The following is a 16760-nucleotide window of genomic DNA, read 5'->3' as shown; positions in this document are numbered from 1 at the left end:
GGGGTGTGATCAGTCGCCGTCACCGTCCGTGTCCCCGGCTCGCGCCAGCACCCCGAGCGGCACGGGCCGGGCGAACGGTCGGCGCGACGGGGTGAGCGCGCACCCGGCGAGTCCGGCGACCGCCGGTCCGCACACCCGCCCCTGGCACCAGCCCATCCCCGCCCGGGTCAGCAGCTTCACGGTCCGCGCGTCCCCGGCTCCGAGTCCGGCGACGGCCTCGCGGATCGCGCCGCCGGTGACCTCCTCGCACCGGCACACCACGGTGTCGTCGGTGACCAGCTCGGCCCAGTGGGCGGGCGGGGCGTACACGGTGTCCAGGGCTGCGAAGAAGGCGCGCAGCCGGGTCCGGGCCCGGGTGGCCGCCGCCCACGCGCGCGGGTCGGGTGCGGTGCCGTGCAGCCGGGCGGCGGCGGAGCGGCCCGCGATGTGTCCCTCGGCGAGCGAGAGGGCCGAGCCGCCGACGCCGGTGGTCTCGCCCGCCGCCCAGACGCCGGGGACGTCGGTGCGCTGCTCGTCGTCGACGTGGACGGCGAGTCCGTCGAGCCGGCAGCCCAGGGTCTCGGCGAGGTCGGTGCCCGGGAGCATGCCGTGCCCCACTGCGAGGGTGGCGCAGGCGATACGGCGCCCGGTGCCGGGCCTGACCCGCCCGGCACGGTCGAGCGCGGCCACGGTCACCGCCTCCAGCCGTGCGGTGCCGTGCGCCTCGACCACGGTGTGCCGGGTGAGCGTCGGCACCCGGTGCCGGAGCAGCCGTGCCGCGTACCCGGCGCCCTCGACGACCTTGCCGGGCTCGGCGAGCAGTGCCCGGGACCGGCGTACGAAGGCCGCCGGGTCGGCGGAGTCGACCAGCGCGGCCACCTCGACGCCCGCCGCGGCGAGCCCGGTCGCCACCGGCAGCAGCAGTGGCCCGGTCCCGGCGACCACGGCGGTACGGCCGGACACCGCGAGGCCGCCCTTGAGCATGGCCTGCGCGCCGCCCGCGGTGACGACACCGGGGAGGGTCCAGCCGGGGAAGGGCAGCACCTTCTCGTAGCCGCCGGTGGCCAGCAGGACGGCGTCGGCGCGCACCTCCGCCGGGTCCCGCTGCTCGGGGCCGACCAGGGCGTGCACGGTGAATCCGCGGCGCCGGCGCTCGACCAGCCACACGTGATGATTCGTCAACTGCCGTACCAGACCGGCTTTTTCGTGGGCGTTCAGCCCGTCACGCAGCCGTTCCCAGGTGTGCCACTGGTGATGCAGGGCCTGGGGGCGGCGGGCGCGCAGGGCGGCCGGGGGGCGGCGGTAGAACTGGCCGCCCGCCTCCGCCGCCGCGTCGATCATGGTGACCCGCAGACCGTGGGCGGCGGCCGCGACGGTCGCGGCGAGGCCCGCCGGGCCCGCGCCGATCACCGCGAGGTGGGGTCGTTCAGTCATCGTGGCCGGTCCCCTCCTGGGTGCGGATAGCGTCGCCCGGGTGCAGGGGGACCAGGCAGGCGCGTTGGTTGGGGCGGTCGTTGACGGTCACCAGGCAGTCGAAGCAGATGCCGATGCCGCAGAAGACGCCGCGCGGGCGGCCCTCGCCCCGGGTGGTGCGCCAGGAGGTGACCCCGGCCGTCCAGAGCGCGGCGGCCACGGTCTGGCCGGGCAGGGCCTCGATCTCCCGGCCGTCGAGCGTGACCGTGAAGGCGGGGCCGGGGCGGGCTCCGGCCAGGTCCAGGGGCGTTCTCACGCGGCCTCCGCGGGCTCGGGGAAGCGGTCGGGCCGGAACGGCGCCAGGCTCAGGTCGGGGGTCTTCCCGGCGAGCGCCTGGGCGATGAGGTGCCCGGTGCCGGTGGCGAGGCCGATGCCGGCGCCCTCGTGTCCGCAGGCGTGGTGCAGGCCGGGAACCCGGGGGTCGGGGCCGATGGCGGGCAGGTGGTCGGGGAGGTACGGGCGGAAGCCGAGGTAGGAGCGCAGGACGCGGACGTCCGCCAGGGCGGGGAAGAGCCGGGTCGCGCCGGCCGCCAACTCCCTGACGGCGGGCAGCGAGAAGCTCCGGTCGAAGCCGACGCGCTCCCGGCCGGCGCCGATCAGCACCGGGCCGGCGGCCGTTCCCTCCACGACCGGTGAGGTCTGGAGCGCGGCCGAGTCGCTGGCGACGTCGGCCACGTAGTCGGCGGCGTACACCTTGTGCCGGATCAGGCGCGGCAGGGGTTCGGTGACGAGGACGAAGCCGCGGCGCGGGAGGACCGGCAGGTGGGCGCCGGCGAGGGCGGCCAGTTCACCGCCCCAGGTGCCGGTGGCGTTGACGACCGCCGGGGCGTGGATGTCGCCGCGGTCGGTGCGGACGCCGCGTACCGCGCCGGCGGGGGTGCGGGGGACGGCCGTGACGGTACGGCCGATGAGGAGCCGGGCGCCGGAGGCGCGGAGCAGGTGGGCGGCTGCCAGCGCGGGCATCACCTGGGCGTCCTGCGGGTAGTGCATGCCGCCCGGCAGGCCGGGGGCGAGGTGGGGTTCCAGGTCGTACAGGGCCTCGCCGGTGGCCGGCCGGGCGAGGACCCCGGCGGCGCGCTGGCCGTCGGCGAGGCGCTGGAGCGCGGTGAGGCCTTCGGGGGAAGAGGCCACGACGAGGCCGCCCTTGGCCTCGTACTCCATGGACTCGCCGTGTTCCCGGGCCAGTTCGGCCCACAGGCGGCCCGACAGGAGCGCGAGGTCGAGTTCGGGGCCGGGCTCCTTGTCGGAGACGAGGAGGTTGCCCTCCCCCGCTCCGGTCGTGCCGCCGGCCACCGGGCCGCGGTCGACCACGATGACGTCGAGTCCGGCCCGGACGGCGTACAGCGCGCAGGCGGCGCCCACCATCCCGGCCCCGACGACCACGACGTCGCAGGTCAGTCGCATGCTCACGGCAGTACTATGTCACATGGCTCTGCTGCGGGGAATGACAAGGCGCCGTCGGCGACCTGAACGCCGACGGTGCCCGTCAGACCTCGGGGGCGGGCACCACGCTCAGGTGGGCCGCCGTGCGCCGCGGACGTCCGGCTCTGCGGGAGGGGTGGGCGGGGCGGCGCGCCTCGCGCAGCACCAGGGTCATCCGCGTGTAGCCCATGTCCTTGAGGACGCCCGGCGTCTCGTCGACGATCCGGCAGTCGGTGGCGCCCCAGCGGGGGTCCGGGTGCAGCAGCGGCCGGACGGCACCGTCGTGCGCGAGGGCCTGCTCGCCGACCGTGCGGATCCAGTGCGGCAGGCCGTGCCGGTAGGCGGCCTCCATGATGGGGTCCTGGGCGATGTCCCGGCGGATGGCCTGCAGGCCGTGGTCGTGGCCGTGCCGCTCCACGGCGGCGGCGAAGTTCGCGAGCATCGGCAGGCACCAGCGGGACTCGTGCTCGCCGAGGACCGTGCCCGCGTCGGGGTGGAAGAGCACGAACCGGAGGAAGTTGTCACCGGGCATGGCCGTCGGATGCGGGCCCACCCCACGGAAAAGTGACGCGAAAGCGGCGTTGGCCAGGACGACGTCCCAGCGGTGGTCGAGCACGACGGAGGGGAAGGACCCGGCCTCCAGGAGGGTCGCGCAGTCCTGGAGATAGGCCTGGGTCTCCGGATCGCCGGGGACGGGCCGCGGTGCCGATCGCTGCCCTCCTGCCTGATATGCCATCGGGAGGTCACCCCTCTTGCCTGTGCGGCCTTGACGCGGCGCCCCGATCCTGCTGCCCCGACGCAAGCGGTGTCAACTATCGTGGCATTTCATGCCGGTTGACGGCTGAAATTGGCCACAGTTGTGGCGAGACCTGGATGTGAGTTCGAACCACCCGCTACTCTCCGGGAAGTTCACACGCGACCGCTGGTGAGAAGACGGTGAGAGACGTAGGAGTTCTGTCGGTGACGGGTGGCTTCGAGGGTCCGGGCGCCACGGGGACGGCGGCACTGCCGGCCGTCGTCGCTCGCGTGACCGCGCTGGCCGACCGGCTGGGCGTGCCGCACACCGACGTCTTCGACACCGGCCGGCTGTCCGTCGCCTCCGGTGTCCCCGAACCCGTGGTCAAGGCGCTGCTGCGCGGCCGGCCCGCGGGCGAACCCGACGTCCAGGCCCGCTTCCTCCAGCGGCTGGACCTGTTGCGGCGCACCCGGCTGAAGCCCAACGGCCGCAAGTACACCCAGCAGGAGATCGCCGACGGGGCGGGCATGTCGCGGCAGCAGGCGGGCGCCCTGATCAACGGCGACCGGCGCCCCACCATGGAGCACTGCGACGCCATCCAGCGCTTCTTCCGGGTGCACGCGGGCTTCCTCACCGCGGAGGACCCCGAGGCGCTCGCGGGCGCCCTGCAGCGCACCGAACAGGAGCTCCTCCAGCAGCTCGCCGAGCGGGAGGCGGCCGTCGCGGCCGTGGACCCGCTGGAGCGGCTGCTCCAGGACCACGGCGTGCGCGGGATCGCCTGGCGGGCAGCGCAACTGCCCACCGACCAGCATCGCGACAAGGTCGCCGAATGGCTGGACATGCTCCTGGAGAGCGTCAAGCGGCCCGAGTCGTGACCCGGGGGAGAACTGTGGGCATCCGTAGGGACATGCACCGCCTGTGCGGCGAACTGGTCGGCGAGCTGGAGCTCCCGGCTCCGGCCCACCCGGCGGACCTGTACGGCGCGCTGTGCGCGGCGATGGCCAGACGCCGTGGCCGCCCGGTCCGCTTCCGCACGGCCGCCTTCCCGGCCGGCACCGCGAGCGGGCTGTGGCTCGACATGGCCGACCAGGACCTCGTGGTGATCGAGGAACGCACCGCTCCGGACCATCAGTTGGTGATCCTCGGTCACGAGTTGTGGCACATGAAGGCCGGGCACAGCGGCCACCACATCGACGGCGCGGCGGTGGCGGCCCGGCTGCTCCAGGACGACGCCCAGCTGGAGGCGACGGTACGGCAGGTGGCGGCGCGCAGCCGCTTCGATCTGACCGACGAGCAGGAGGCGGAGAGCTTCGGGCTGCTGCTCGCCAGCAAGTGCCGTACCTGGCTCGCGGGTTCGACGCTGCGCGGACCGGTGCGCCAGGACCGGCTGGCGGGCCGTATCGAGGCGTCGCTCGGGTACCGGGGCCCGCAGGGCTGAGCGCCTGGCACGGCAGGTCAGGGGCAGGCCAGGGGCGGCTTTCAGCACCGCTGAGTGGGCGAACCGGCGAGTGGTCCCGGCCCGGTTGTCAGTGGTGGACGGCAAGCTGGTGGTGCGCCCTCATCCGCGGGGCGGGACAGACGACGCCGACTTGGGGAGAGCCGACCGATGCCCACCGCCGTACTGACGGACCGCGAACGCATCGCCGTGCAGGCGTATCTGCGGCTGCTGCACACCGTGCGGGCCGCCTTCGACGCCGCCGGAGGACCGCCCGCTGATCCCCGGCCACCCGTGGTGCCGCCCGGTGTGCTCGCGGAGGCGGAGCGCGCCCTGGCGGACGCCGGCCTGACCGGCAACGAGGAGGAGTTCTTCCGGCTCTTGCAGAGCTGGTGCCGGGAGCCGTGAGGCGGCTCAGCCGTGCGGCACCGTGACGGCCGTGGCGACCAGGCCGTGCTCGACGGTCCAGCGGCCCTCGAAGACGCCCACGCGCCGGGCACCGACCAGGGGGCCCGGGACGAGCAGCGTGGCGCTGAAGCCGCCGCCGGGCCGTCCGTCCGCGTCGGCGTGGAGGTCGATGTCGGCCTCGGTGAACTCCAGCCACTTGCCGGTGAGGGGGAACCACGCCTTGTAGACGGACTCCTTGGCGCTGAACAGCAGCCGGTCCCAGCGGATCTCGGGCCGTTCGCGGGACAGCCTGAGCACCCGCTGGGCCTCGCCGGGCAGCGCCACGGCGGCCAATACCCCGTCCGGGAGGGGCGCGTTGGGCTCGGCGTCGATGCCGAGGGAGGCCAGGTCCCCGGCGCGGACCAGGGCGGCGGCGCAGTAGCCGTCGCAGTGGGTCATGCTGCCGGCCAGGCCCTCGGGCCAGCGCGGGGCGCCCCGGTCGCCGGGCACGAGCGGCTGCGGCGCCACTCCGAGCTTCTCCATGGCCCGGCGGGCGCAGACGCGTACGGCGGCGAACTCCCGGCGGCGCTTGTCCACCGCCCGCGCCACGACGGCCGCCTCCTCGGGGTACAGGGCGGCCTCGGCGTCCTCCTCGCCGTACGCCTCCACGGTCACCACCGCGTCCGGCAGCAGCTCCTCGATCACGGGGCCCCGACCTCCCTGGGCAGTATGCGGCGCAGCCGTCCCGGCGGTTCCGGGCGCTTGCGCCACTCGCGCGGGTAGCCCACCGACACCTCCTCGAAGCGGACGCCGTCGTGCCAGGTGGTCCGCGGGATGTGCAGATGGCCGTAGACCATGGTCTCCACCCGGAACCTGCGGTGCCAGTCCGCGGTCAGCTCGGTGCCGCACCACATGGCGAATTCGGGATGCCAGAGGATCTCCATGGGGTGCCGGTCGAGCGGGTAGTGGTTGATCAGGACCGTGGGCAGATCGCCGGGGAGCGCGGCGAGGCGGCGTGCGGTCTCGGCGACCCGGGCCCGGCACCAGGCCTCGCGGGAGGGGTAGGGGTCGGGGTGCAGCAGATACTCGTCGTTGCAGACGATGCCGGTGCCCTGCGCGTACTGCAGCCCCTGTTCCTTGGTGGCGCAGCCGGCCGGCAGGAAGGAGTAGTCGTACAGCAGGAACAGCGGGGCGACGGCCACGGGGCCGCCGGTGCCCTCCCAGACGAGGTACGGGTCCTCGGGAGTGATCACGCCGAGCTCGCGGCACAGGGCGACCAGGTACTCGTAGCGGGCGACGCCGCGCAGGGTGACGGGGTCCCGGGGGTGGGTCCACAACTCGTGGTTGCCGGGGGCCCAGATGACCTTGCTGAAGCGTCCGGAGAGCGTGTGCAGCGCCCATCGGATGTCGGCCACGGTCTCCGCGACGTCACCGGCGACCACCAGCCAGTCGTCGTCGCTCTCCGGGCGCATCTTCTCGACCAGGGCGCGGTTCTCTTCGTAGCCGATGTGCAGGTCACTGATGGCCAGCAGCTGTCCGGCACCACCGGCCGTCGACGCCACCTCTCGTCCCCCTCCGCGCGTGGAAAGCACCACGAGAACACATTCGCGGGTCCGGTACAAGGCGGGTTCCCGCCTGCGGCGGGCGTGCAGGGGCGCGACCACGGTGTCCCATGATCCGCCCGGCCATGATCGGGAATTCCGTAACACGCATGTTGCACGCGGGGCCTCCGCGGGGCCGTATGATCGCCTCAACACCACCGCCATGCACATCCCTTCGCAGGGGGCGGTTTGGTGTACCTCCAAACTCCTTGGCCGGGCACGGCCTGCTTCGCCGTGCCCGCACACCCTGAAAGGCGGCCTGCATGGTCTCTCGCGTACGCGTCTGGCTCAACCGCACGTACGCGGAGAACGTGTTCTTCATGGATCAGCTGCGCCGAAATCCCGGCGACCGGGCCGTCGAGATCCATGCCACGCACGGCGACGCCGACTCCCCCGTGCTGGCCGCCGCCGACACCGCCGAGCTGGAGCCGGAGGGCCTGTCCCCGGCCGGGTACGTCGAGTACGCCCTCGATCAGTGCCAGCGCCGCGGCATCGACGTGTTCGTGCCGCGGCTGCACCAGTCGGCGGTGGTCGCGCACCGCGCGGAGTTCGCGGCGGTCGGTACGGCCCTGCTGGCGCCGCCGCCGGAGGCGGTGGCCGTCTTCCACGACAAGGTGATCGCGTACGAGGCGGTCCAGGCGATCGGGGTGCCGGTGCCGCCGTGGTGGCGGGTGCGCGGCGCCGAGGAGCTGGTCGCCGCGGTCGAGGAGCTGGAGGCCGCCGGGCACAAGGCGTGCTTCAAGCCGGCGTCCGGGGCGGGCGGGGTGGGCTTCCGCGTGATCACCCGCGCTCCCTTCTCGATGGCGCAGCTCAACGGCTTCCCGAGCCCGTACGTACCGCTGGATCTGGTGCTGGACGCCCTCGCGCAGGCCGAGGAGGAGGTCGACTGGCTGGTCATGCCGCGCCTGGAGCAGCCGGAGGTGTCGGTGGACTGTCTCACCGGCCCCGACAACCGGATCCGGATGGCGGTGGGCCGCACGAAGAACGGCCGCCGTCGCGGGTTCACGCTCCACGAGCAGTGGCTGGAGCCGGCCCGGGCGATCGCCGAGGGGTTCGGGCTGCACTACCTGTCCAACATCCAGTTCCGGATGTTCGGCGACCGGCCCGTGCTGATGGATGTCAACACGCGCCCCGCGGGCGGTCTGCACCAGCTGTCGCTGTGCGGGATCAACGCGCCGTGGGCCGCTGTTCAGCTGGCGCTCGGGGAGGACCCGGGGGAGGTGGCGCCGCCGTTCCTCGGGCAGGACTACACGGTCGTCTCCGGGCTCCGGCCCCTGCGGGGCGTCTCGCTGCCCCAGCCGCGTGTGGAGGAGCCCCAGCAACGCGTGGAGGGGCCCCAGCAGGCCCTGCCCGCCCTCCCCTCCCCCGTCGGCTCCCCCGTCAACTCCGCTGCGGGGAGGGCGAGTCAGGCCCTGCCGCTGTAGAAGGCCGCCGCTCGGGAGCGGGGGCCCTAGACCTCGTACCCCCATGCCTTCGCGATCTCCCGCAGACGCGGCGGCAGTTCGGCCGTCGGGTCGGCCGTGCGGGCGGGCTGGATGCGGCCGGACTTGATGGTGCTGCTCCAGTCGCCGAGCTGCGGCCGGAACCTGCCGTGGTCCTTGCTGCCGTAGTCGAGCATGCCGCTCTCCCACTCGACGCCCAGGTACGCGCACAGGGCCCGGGTCGCCTTCTCCGGCTCCGCGGTGAGCTCCTCGTACGTCACCACATGGGCGTCCAGCGTCCGGCGCGCCTCCTCCAGTTTCTCGGAGTAGTTCAGCACCTCCGCCAGGATCTCCGCGTGGTCGGGATCCTTGCGGCGCTCGGTCAGGGACGCGATGATCGCGCCCGGGTGCCGCAGCAGCAGGATGTAGCGGGCGTTCGGCCAACATCGGTGCAGCCGGGGCCAGATGAGGGTGTTCGGCGGCGTCTTGTCGACGATGACGTCCTTGCCGCTGCGGGTGAGTTCGAGGTGCATCACCCGGTCCCAGAGCAGGTGTTCCAGCTCGGTCTTGTCCAGTTCCAGCGCCTTCATGGCGTCCGCGGTGAAGCTGCGGGTCAACTGGACGTGGACGGTGCGCAGATGCATCTCGTGCGGGGCGCGGATCCGGCTGTGGCTGTTCAGCAGTACCCGCAGCAGGGTCGAGCCCGAGCGCACCGAGGACAGCACGAACACCGGGGAGTCCACCAGGCGCGGGGCGCGCGGGGCCTCGTAGGTCGGCTGCTCGGGCTGCGTCTCGGCCCGGGGGGCGGGAATGGCGTCGAGGGTGCGGCGTGGCGGGCTCACCGCCTGGATCATCAGCCTGCCCCGACGCCTGAGCCCCTTGCCGATCACGGCTTTGCGCGAGTCTCGCACCGTCACACCTTTCTCTTGCGTCTGCCCCCGCATCCCAGAGGCAGAAGGCGAACTCCAGGTGTCCGGAAGGCAAAGCGCCAGGGCCGCGGAGGCGCCGATTCCGGAGGTGACCTGGTGGTTTACCGCTTCCTTAAATCTTCATGGGAGTTCGGTGCCCGACGCGGCACGAGCGCTCACCGGAGGTAGGCCAGGCCGGGGTGGACCGAGGTGTAGCCCTCGACCAGATCGCGGGCGATGTTCACCGAGTCGACCAGCGGGTGCAGGGCGAAGGCCTTGACGGCCGTCGCCCGGGAACCGGACTCGGCGGCGGCCAGCACTTCCCGCTCCACCGCCTTGACCGAGCAGACCAGCCCGGTGGCGTGGCCGGGCAGCGGGTCGACGGCGACGGGATGGGCGCCGTTGGCGTCGACCAGACAGGGGACCTCGATGACGGCGTCGCGGTCGAGGACGGACAGCGTGTGCTGGTTGCGGACGTTCAGGATGAGGGTGGTGCGCTCGTCCCGGGCGATGGCCCGCATCAGGGCGAGGGCGACCTTCTCGTAGCCGCCGGACAGGTCGTCGGCGGCACGCTCGCCGGCGCCCGCGCTCTCCCGGTTCTCCGCCATGTACGTGGCCTCGCGCTCGGCGCGGGTGCGGTCCCAGGCGGCCAGTGCCGCGGCGTCCGGGTCGGTCATCTCGTCGTAGAAACGGGCCTGTTGGTCGCGGAGGAAGGCGCCGCGGGTCTGCTCGGCCCGCTGGTAGGAGCGTACGGCCTCGCGGTTGAAGTAGTAGTAGTGCAGGTATTCGTTGGGGATCGCGCCGAGGGACCGCAGCCAGTCGGGGCCGAAGAGCTTGCCCTCCTCGAAGGAGCCGAGCAGGGCGGGGTCGGCGAGCAGGCGCGGGAGTTCGTCCCGGCCGGCGACGCGCAGACCGCGGACCCAGCCGAGGTGGTTGAGGCCGACGTAGTCGATCCACGCCTCGGCCGGGTCGCGCACGCCGAGCACGCGGGCGATACGGCGGCCGAGGCCGACCGGGGAGTCGCAGATGCCGATGACGCGGTCGCCGAGGTGGCGGGACATGGCCTCGGTGACCAGGCCCGCGGGGTTGGTGAAGTTGATGACCCAGGCGCCGGGCGCGAGCCGGGCCACCCGCCGGGCGATGTCGACGGCCACCGGCACGGTCCGCAGGCCGTATGCGATACCACCGGCGCCCACGGTCTCCTGTCCGAGCACACCCTCGGCGAGGGCCACCCGCTCGTCGTTCGCCCGGCCCTCCAGTCCGCCGACGCGGATCGCGGAGAAGACGAAGTCGGCGCCGCGCAGCGCCTCGTCGAGGTCGGTGGTGGCGGTGACCTCGGGCGCATCGGACACCTGGGCGGCCTGTTCCGCCAGTACCCGGGTGATGGCGGAGAGCCGTAGCGGATCCAGGTCGTGCAGCACGACCCGCGTCACCCGCCCGGCGCCCCGGTCCCCGAGCAGCGCCCCGTACACGAGCGGCACCCGGAATCCGCCGCCGCCCAGAATCGTCAGCTTCACGTCTGCACCTGCTGTCGTCGCTCTGCCAGCTCCGCACAGACATTACGCGTCCTTCCCCGGCGTCCCCCGCGCGTCGCGCCGACGCTGTCCGACGGAACGGACCGGACCACTGGGCCGCCATCGAGTCGACGCCCGGTCTTCGGGGCGGCTTCATCCGGGAGCCCCGGAGCCCCGGAATTCTGCTCCGCGTGACAGACGGCAGACCCGCCGGGCGCTCCGGCGCCGGGCTGGACGACGACGGCTCCGTCGCGGACGGGTTCGTCCTTCCCGACCGCACGCCCAGGCCGGTGCTGCACGGGCACCGGGAGATCGCGGCACCGGTGCTGTTGCGGGCCTTCCGGCACGAGGGTCTGGTGGTGCGGAACCACCGGTGCGTCCGTGGCCTGGGCCGGCTGGCCGGGCAGTGGGAGCTGGCCCTCGCCGACGGCCGCACCCTGACCGCTCCGGCCGTACTGCCCGATCTCCGGCCCGGCGAGACGGCGGCGGTGCCGCTGCCGTTCGAGCTGCCCGGGGACGGGGGCGAGGCCTGGGTGACCCTGCGGGTGACCACGAAGGACGACGAGCCGTGGGGCCCGCGCGGCACCGAGGTGTGCGCGCCCCGGCTGCGACTGGGGGCGGCGCCCGTCGGGCCCGCCACCCGGTACCTCGGGTTACCGTGGGCCGCGTGACCACGGAAGAGTCGCTGCGGCCCCAGTCCCTCATGCTGACGTTCCTGGGCGAGCAGGTGCTCGGCCGGGACGTGTGCGTGTACTCGGGCAGCGTCATCGAGGTCTTCGCCCGCGCCGGGATCGGCGAGCAGGCGACGCGGTCCACGCTCACCCGCATGGTCAACCGCGGTCTGCTGCGCCGGCAGCGCGAGGGCCGGCGGATGTACTTCGGGCTCACCGACCGCTCGACGGCCGTCCTGCGCGACGGCGAGCGCAGGATCTGGCACGCCGGCGCGGTGAACCGGCAGTGGGACGGCACCTGGACGCTGCTCGGCTTCTCGCTCCCCGAGTCCTGGCAGCGCCAGCGTCACGACCTGCGCTCGCAGCTCACCTGGAGCGGCTTCGGACCGCTGTTCAACGGCCTGTGGATCGCCCCGGGCGAGGTCGATGTGTCGGCCCTGGTCGCCGAACTCGGCCTGTCGGCCCATGTGAAGGTCTTCCGCGCGCACGCGGACGCCGGCATGGACATCGGCGCCATGATCGAGGAGACCTGGGAACTGTCCGAACTGGCCGCCCGCTACGAGGCGTTCGTGACCCGTTGGCTGCCGTGGGAGACGGACGCCCCGGGTGCCGACGACGCTCTCACGCTGCGGCTGCGGGCGCAGACGGAGTGGCTGCGGCTGATCCGCCGGGACCCCCGGCTGCCGGTCCGCCATCTGCCCGAGGACTGGCCGGCGGACCGGGCCGAGAAGACGTTCCGCTCGGTGCACGAGCGGCTGACGCCGCTCGCGGACGCCGCGGCGGCACGGCTTCTCGACCTGGTGCCGGTGCGCCGGGATCAGGCGTAGAACCGCGACAGGCTCCGCAGCACGGCCGCGGGCTTCGTGCCGCCCTCGATCTCGATCGTGCCGTCCACGGCGATCTGCACCCCGCCGGGCACCTCCTGGACCTCGGCGAGCCCGGCGGCCAGGCGGATGCGTGCGCCCGCCTTCACGGGTGCGGGGAAACGCACCTTGTCCAGGCCGTAGTTGACCTTCGTGGTGACGCCCCGGACGTCGAGGAGTTCGGTGAACAGGGGGATGAAGAGGGAGAGGGTGAGGTAGCCGTGGGCGATGGGGGCGCCGAAGGGGCCCGCCTTGGCCCGCTCGGGGTCCACGTGGATCCACTGGTGGTCGCCGGTGGCGTCGGCGAAGGTGTCGATGCGGCCTTGGGTGACCTCGATCCACTCGCTGGTGCCGAGGTGGGCGCCGGCCAGCTTCCTGAGTTCGTCGAGGCCGTTCACGGTGATGCTCATGGGGTTCCTTCACTGTTGCCGTACCGACTGCGCAGACGGGACTTGAGGAGTTTTCCGGAGGCGGTGCGCGGGAGCTCGTCGGCGAGGACCACCGACTTCGGGATCTTGTACTTGGCGAGGTGTCCGGTCAGGGACGCGAGGAGGTCACCGGGGTCGGGGGCGGCGCCCTCGCGGGGGACGACGACCGCGCGCGGGACCTCGCCCCACTTGTCGTCGGGCACGCCGATGACCGCGCACTCGGCGATGTCCGGGTGGGCGAGGAGCAGGTCCTCGATCTCGGCGGGGTAGATGTTCTCGCCCCCGGAGATGATCATGTCCTTGATGCGGTCGACGATGACGACATAGCCGTCCTCGTCGGTGCGGGCCGCGTCCCCGCTGCGGAACCAGCCGTCCGCGAAGGAGGCGGCCGTCTCCTCGGGCAGCCCCCAGTAGCCGGACATGACGTGCGGCCCGCGCACGACCACCTCCCCCGTCTCGCCGACGTCGGCCGGCGTCAGGTCCGGGCGCACCACCCGCACATCGCTGAAGAAGTGCGGCACCCCCGCCGAACCCGCCTTGCTCACCGCGTGTTCTGCGTCGAGGAAGAGGGCGCCGGGCGAGGTCTCGGTCATGCCGTACCCCTGGAGGAAGGTCAGCCCGCGCTCCTGGTAGGCGGCGATCAGCGGGGTCGGCACCGGGGAGCCGCCGCAGGTCAGGATCCGCAGGGAGGACAGGTCGGCGTCCGCCCAGCGCGGGTGCCGGGCCAGCTGGTCGAACATGGTGGGCACCCCGAACATGAAGCTGATCCGGTGCCGTTCGACCAGGTCGAAGGTGGCGTCCGGGTCGAAGGCCCCGGTCAGGACGCAGGTGCCGCCCTTGAGCAGCACCGGAAGCGTGAGCATGTTCAGCCCCGCGGTGTGGAACAACGGGGCGCTGACCAGGGCCCGTTCGTCGGTGAGCAGGTCGGTGTCGACGAGGACGTTGACCGCGTTCCAGGTGAGGTTGCCGTGGCTGAGCATGGCGCCCTTGGGGCGGCCGGTCGTCCCCGAGGTGTACATGATCATGCAGATGTCGTCGGCGCCGACCGGTTCGTCGATGGGGGTGGTGTCGGCCGAGGCCAGCAACTCCTCGTATGCGGCGCCCACTTCGACGTACACCCGGATGTCCGTGCGCCGCACGCTCGGTGACGGGCTCCCGTGGATCAGCGCCTTGGCTCCGGAGTCGGCGAGCTGGTAGGCGATCTCGGGTTCGGCGAGCCGGGTGTTGAGCGGGACGAAGACCGCGCCGAGTGTGCCCGCGGCGAACAGGGTCTCCAGGAAGCAGGGGTGGTTGGGGCCGAGGTAGGCGATCCGGTCGCCGCGGCGCAGGCCCCGGGCGCGCAGGGCCTGGGCGAGGCGGGTGGTGCGGTCGTACAGCGTGGCGTAGGTGACGGCGGTGTCGCCGTGGACCAGGGCAGTGCGGTGCGGGGTCTTGCGGGCCCGGCGTGCGGGCCACGATCCCGTTCCCTCGTTGCGCATCCGGCACCCCTTACGGTGTGCTCAGCCCGAGCAGGCGGGCGGCGTTCTCCTTGAGGATCTTCGGCCTGACCTCGTCCTTGATCTCCAGCTTCGCGAAGTCCGCGAGCCAGCGGTCGGGGGTGAGGACGGGGAAGTCCGAGCCGAAGAGGACCTTGTCCTGCAGCAGGGTGTTGGCGTACCGCACGAGCTGCGGCGGGAAGTACTTCGGTGACCAGCCGGACAGGTCGATGTGCACGCCGGGCTTGTGGCCGGCGACGGCGAGGGCCTCGTCCTGCCAGGGGAAGGACGGGTGCGCCAGGATGATCTTCAGGTGGGGGAAGTCGGCCGCCACGTCGTCGACGTGCAGGGGGTTGGAGTACTTCAGGCGGATCCCGCCGCCGCCCGGCACGCCCGCGCCGATGCCGGTCTGGCCCGTGTGGAACAGGGCGATCGTGCCCGTCTCCTCGATCACCTCGTACAGGGCGTACGCCACCGAGCGGTCGTTCGGGAAGAACCCCTGGATGCTGGGGTGGAACTTGAACCCCTTCACGCCGTACTCCTCGACCAGGCGGCGGGCCTGCCGCACGCCCGCCCGGCCGCGGAAGGGGTCGATGGAGGCGAAGGGGATGAGGACGTCGGAGTTGGCGGCGGCGGCCTCCGCGACCTCCTCGTTGGGGATGGGCGGGGTGCCGGTGGCGGACTCGGCGTCCACCGTGAAGATCACGGCGGCCATGTTCCGCTCGCGGTAATGGGCGGCCGTCTCCTCCAGGGTCGGCTTGCGGTTGCCCGCCACCTTGAAGTAGGCGGAGGAGGCGTCGTGCAGATGGTCCGCGAGCGAGGAGTGGCCCGTGGACGACACCTCGGCGTGGGTGTGGACGTCGATCGCGGTCAGCGCCTGGAGGTCCATCACGCCTCCGGGAGCCGGGGCGCGGGGATGCCGACCGTCTGGAGTTCGGCGCCGACCGAGGCGGGGAAGGCGTCGGCCAGGGAGTCGGGGGTCCAGCCGCCGTCGGCGTAGGCGGTGCTGATCTCCCGCGGATGCGACCACAGGGCCACCTTGTCGCCGCCGATGCCGATGCACTGGCCGGTCACCGAGCGGGCCGCCGCGGAGGCGAGGAAGGGGACGAGGGCCGCGCAGTCCTCGGGGGTGCCGAAGCCCTCGCCCTTGCGGAGGACGCCGGGGAGGGGTTCGCCGTTGCGCAGGGCCTCGATGTAGGGCGCGAAGGCGGGGACGGTCTCGGTCATGGCGGTCGCGGCGACCGGCACGATCGCGTTGACGGTGATGTGCGCGCGGCCCAGCTCCATCGCCCAGGTGCGGGCCATGGCGGCGATGCCCGCCTTGGCCGCCGCGTAGTTGGTCTGCCCGAAGTTGCCGCGCTGCCCGGCCGGGGAGCCGACCAGGATCAGGGTGCCGCCCTCACCCTGCTCGCGCATCCGGACGGCGGCGGCGCGGGCGCAGGTGAACGTGCCCCTGAGGTGGGTGGTGAGCACGGCGTCGAAGTCGTCGTCGGTCATCTTCCACAGCACCTTGTCGCGCAGGATGCCGGCGTTGGTGACCAGCACGTCGAGGCGGCCGAACTCGCCGACGGCACGGTCGACGAGGCGGTCGGCGGCCTCGGCCGTACCGACCGCCACCGCTTCGGCGACGGCCGTGCCGCCGGCCTCGCGGATCGACTTCGCGGCCTGTTCGGCGACGGTCCCGTCGAGGTCGTTGACGACCACCGAGGCGCCGTGGGCGGCCAGGGCGTGCGCATAGGCGAGGCCGAGGCCCCGGCCGCTGCCGGTGACGACGGCGGCCTTGCCGGTGAGATCGATGCTGGGCACAGCTGAGTCCTTCCATGGGGTGCGAAAGCGGGGACTGCGTGAGCGAGAGCGGGGACCGCGTGAGCGAGATCGAAGTTAAGAGCAATAATTGGTGACGTCAATAGTTGTCACCGACTGCCGGGCTGGGAAAGACTGACCCCATGAAGACCGACCCGATCGACGCGAACGAGCCATGGATGCGCGACCTGCACGCGGACACCGGCTACCTGCTCTACCGGCTGGGCCTGCGCTCCGGGCAGTTGTTCAACTCCTGCCTCCAGGAGTCCGGCCTGCGCCTGCGCCACTACGCGGTGCTGCGCTTCCTCGCCACCTGCGAGGGCGCCCTCCAGCGCGAACTCAGCGCCCGTCTCGGCTACGACCCGAGCGCGATCGTGGGCCTGGTCGACGACCTGGAGAAGGCGGGCTTCGCCGAGCGCCGCCCCTCCCCCGACGACCGCCGCAGCAGGATCGTCGTCCTGACCGGAGCCGGCCGCGCCTTCCTGCGGGACACCGACGAGGCGGGCCTGCGGGTGACCGAGGAACTCCTCGAACCGCTCGCGGCGGCCGAGCGCGAGACGCTGCACGCCCTGCTCCTGCGGATCGCCCAGGACGGACTGGCGTGACGACAAGAATGTTGTGCAAATGATTGACGGCTGCACGAG

Annotated in this window: 18 protein-coding genes and 1 pseudogene; 7 read left to right on the top strand and 12 right to left on the bottom strand. The window is 72.9% G+C overall.

What is annotated here, in order from left to right; all coding sequences use genetic code 11:
* Positions 1-9: 9 nt before the first annotated feature.
* From ACWD11_RS24820 to ACWD11_RS24805, 4 genes are all read right to left on the bottom strand, one after another.
* Positions 10-1413 carry an FAD/NAD(P)-dependent oxidoreductase gene (locus tag ACWD11_RS24820; RefSeq protein WP_451285583.1) on the bottom strand — a complete coding sequence of 468 codons (1404 nt, stop codon included), beginning with the start codon at positions 1411-1413 and terminating at the stop codon, positions 10-12.
* Positions 1406-1708, bottom strand: a complete 303-nt coding sequence (locus tag ACWD11_RS24815) for a (2Fe-2S)-binding protein (RefSeq protein WP_389419165.1) — start codon at positions 1706-1708, stop codon at positions 1406-1408. Before ACWD11_RS24815 ends, ACWD11_RS24820 begins: the two co-directional genes overlap by 8 nt.
* Positions 1705-2862: an NAD(P)/FAD-dependent oxidoreductase gene (locus ACWD11_RS24810; protein WP_389419166.1), complete on the bottom strand. Its 1158-nt coding sequence runs from the start codon at positions 2860-2862 to the stop codon at positions 1705-1707. The genes ACWD11_RS24815 and ACWD11_RS24810 overlap by 4 nt, the downstream gene beginning before the upstream one ends.
* Before the next feature lie 76 nt (positions 2863-2938).
* The gene (locus ACWD11_RS24805; RefSeq protein WP_389419167.1) at positions 2939-3610 is read right to left on the bottom strand and encodes an MmyB family transcriptional regulator; all 672 of its coding nucleotides are present in this window, start codon (positions 3608-3610) and stop codon (positions 2939-2941) included.
* 224 nt (positions 3611-3834) lie between these two features.
* Between ACWD11_RS24805 and ACWD11_RS24800 the strand changes: the two genes are divergently transcribed.
* From ACWD11_RS24800 to ACWD11_RS24790, 3 genes are all read left to right on the top strand, one after another.
* Positions 3835-4485, top strand: coding sequence for a helix-turn-helix domain-containing protein (locus ACWD11_RS24800; protein ID WP_389419168.1), 651 nt, complete (start codon positions 3835-3837; stop codon positions 4483-4485).
* A gap of 32 nt (positions 4486-4517) precedes the next feature.
* Positions 4518-5048, top strand: a complete 531-nt coding sequence (locus ACWD11_RS24795; RefSeq protein WP_389419224.1) for a toxin-antitoxin system, toxin component — start codon at positions 4518-4520, stop codon at positions 5046-5048.
* A gap of 168 nt (positions 5049-5216) precedes the next feature.
* Positions 5217-5453 (top strand): hypothetical protein, encoded by a 237-nt coding sequence (locus tag ACWD11_RS24790; RefSeq protein ID WP_389419169.1) that lies wholly within the window; start codon positions 5217-5219, stop codon positions 5451-5453.
* A gap of 6 nt (positions 5454-5459) precedes the next feature.
* Here ACWD11_RS24790 and ACWD11_RS24785 read toward each other — a convergent pair whose 3' ends face one another.
* Complete coding sequence (locus tag ACWD11_RS24785; protein ID WP_389419170.1) at positions 5460-6137, bottom strand: 4'-phosphopantetheinyl transferase family protein; 678 nt, start codon at positions 6135-6137, stop codon at positions 5460-5462.
* Positions 6134-6994, bottom strand: a complete 861-nt coding sequence (locus tag ACWD11_RS24780; protein ID WP_389419171.1) for a metallophosphoesterase family protein — start codon at positions 6992-6994, stop codon at positions 6134-6136. Before ACWD11_RS24780 ends, ACWD11_RS24785 begins: the two co-directional genes overlap by 4 nt.
* Before the next feature lie 302 nt (positions 6995-7296).
* Between ACWD11_RS24780 and ACWD11_RS24775 the strand changes: the two genes are divergently transcribed.
* Complete coding sequence (locus ACWD11_RS24775; protein WP_451285579.1) at positions 7297-8457, top strand: ATP-grasp domain-containing protein; 1161 nt, start codon at positions 7297-7299, stop codon at positions 8455-8457.
* 26 nt (positions 8458-8483) lie between these two features.
* Here the strand turns inward: ACWD11_RS24775 and ACWD11_RS24770 are convergent, their stop codons facing one another.
* The gene (locus tag ACWD11_RS24770) at positions 8484-9365 is read right to left on the bottom strand and encodes a sulfotransferase family protein (RefSeq protein WP_389419173.1); all 882 of its coding nucleotides are present in this window, start codon (positions 9363-9365) and stop codon (positions 8484-8486) included.
* A 173-nt stretch (positions 9366-9538) separates the two neighbouring features.
* Positions 9539-10879 (bottom strand): 6-phospho-beta-glucosidase, encoded by a 1341-nt coding sequence (locus ACWD11_RS24765; RefSeq protein ID WP_451285577.1) that lies wholly within the window; start codon positions 10877-10879, stop codon positions 9539-9541.
* A gap of 104 nt (positions 10880-10983) precedes the next feature.
* On the opposite strand from ACWD11_RS24765, the pseudogene ACWD11_RS24760 reads away from it, so the two are divergent.
* Positions 10984-11505: pseudogene (locus ACWD11_RS24760) on the top strand (DUF4981 domain-containing protein); the annotation flags it as partial.
* Positions 11506-11543: 38 nt separating this feature from the next.
* Complete coding sequence (locus tag ACWD11_RS24755; RefSeq protein ID WP_451285575.1) at positions 11544-12374, top strand: PaaX family transcriptional regulator; 831 nt, start codon at positions 11544-11546, stop codon at positions 12372-12374.
* Here ACWD11_RS24755 and ACWD11_RS24750 read toward each other — a convergent pair.
* The 4 genes from ACWD11_RS24750 to ACWD11_RS24735 are packed head-to-tail and all read right to left on the bottom strand — an operon-like array spanning position 12365 to position 16119.
* A complete protein-coding gene (locus ACWD11_RS24750) occupies positions 12365-12820 on the bottom strand; it encodes a MaoC family dehydratase (protein WP_451285573.1) in 456 nt (151 codons plus the stop codon). The genes ACWD11_RS24755 and ACWD11_RS24750 overlap by 10 nt on opposite strands.
* Entirely contained in the window at positions 12817-14316 is a 1500-nt protein-coding gene (gene menE / locus ACWD11_RS24745; RefSeq protein WP_389419177.1) for an o-succinylbenzoate--CoA ligase, read from the bottom strand. Before menE ends, ACWD11_RS24750 begins: the two co-directional genes overlap by 4 nt.
* Before the next feature lie 10 nt (positions 14317-14326).
* Positions 14327-15202 carry an amidohydrolase family protein gene (locus ACWD11_RS24740; protein ID WP_389419178.1) on the bottom strand — a complete coding sequence of 292 codons (876 nt, stop codon included), beginning with the start codon at positions 15200-15202 and terminating at the stop codon, positions 14327-14329.
* Positions 15202-16119 carry an SDR family NAD(P)-dependent oxidoreductase gene (locus ACWD11_RS24735; RefSeq protein WP_389419179.1) on the bottom strand — a complete coding sequence of 306 codons (918 nt, stop codon included), beginning with the start codon at positions 16117-16119 and terminating at the stop codon, positions 15202-15204. Before ACWD11_RS24735 ends, ACWD11_RS24740 begins: the two co-directional genes overlap by 1 nt.
* 140 nt (positions 16120-16259) lie before the next feature.
* Here ACWD11_RS24735 and ACWD11_RS24730 point away from each other — a divergent pair, with 140 nt between their 5' ends.
* The gene (locus ACWD11_RS24730) at positions 16260-16721 is read left to right on the top strand and encodes a MarR family winged helix-turn-helix transcriptional regulator (protein WP_389419180.1); all 462 of its coding nucleotides are present in this window, start codon (positions 16260-16262) and stop codon (positions 16719-16721) included.
* Positions 16722-16760: the final 39 nt, after the last annotated feature.

The sequence above is a fragment of the Streptomyces sp. NPDC002776 genome, from assembly GCF_053592195.1.
Note: the sequence above shows the minus strand (reverse complement) of the source record. Positions and strands in the feature narration are given on the sequence as shown.

Coding starts and splice junctions, on each gene's coding strand:
- ACWD11_RS24805 (WP_389419167.1), bottom strand. CDS start 3,610: ATGGCATATCAGGCAGGAGGGCAGCGATCGGCACCGCGGCCCGTCCCC.
- ACWD11_RS24795 (WP_389419224.1), top strand. CDS start 4,518: ATGCACCGCCTGTGCGGCGAACTGGTCGGCGAGCTGGAGCTCCCGGCT.
- ACWD11_RS24750 (WP_451285573.1), bottom strand. CDS start 12,820: ATGAGCATCACCGTGAACGGCCTCGACGAACTCAGGAAGCTGGCCGGC.
- menE (WP_389419177.1), bottom strand. CDS start 14,316: ATGCGCAACGAGGGAACGGGATCGTGGCCCGCACGCCGGGCCCGCAAG.
- ACWD11_RS24730 (WP_389419180.1), top strand. CDS start 16,260: ATGAAGACCGACCCGATCGACGCGAACGAGCCATGGATGCGCGACCTG.
- ACWD11_RS24775 (WP_451285579.1), top strand. CDS start 7,297: ATGGTCTCTCGCGTACGCGTCTGGCTCAACCGCACGTACGCGGAGAAC.
- ACWD11_RS24740 (WP_389419178.1), bottom strand. CDS start 15,202: ATGGACCTCCAGGCGCTGACCGCGATCGACGTCCACACCCACGCCGAG.
- ACWD11_RS24820 (WP_451285583.1), bottom strand. CDS start 1,413: ATGACTGAACGACCCCACCTCGCGGTGATCGGCGCGGGCCCGGCGGGC.
- ACWD11_RS24790 (WP_389419169.1), top strand. CDS start 5,217: ATGCCCACCGCCGTACTGACGGACCGCGAACGCATCGCCGTGCAGGCG.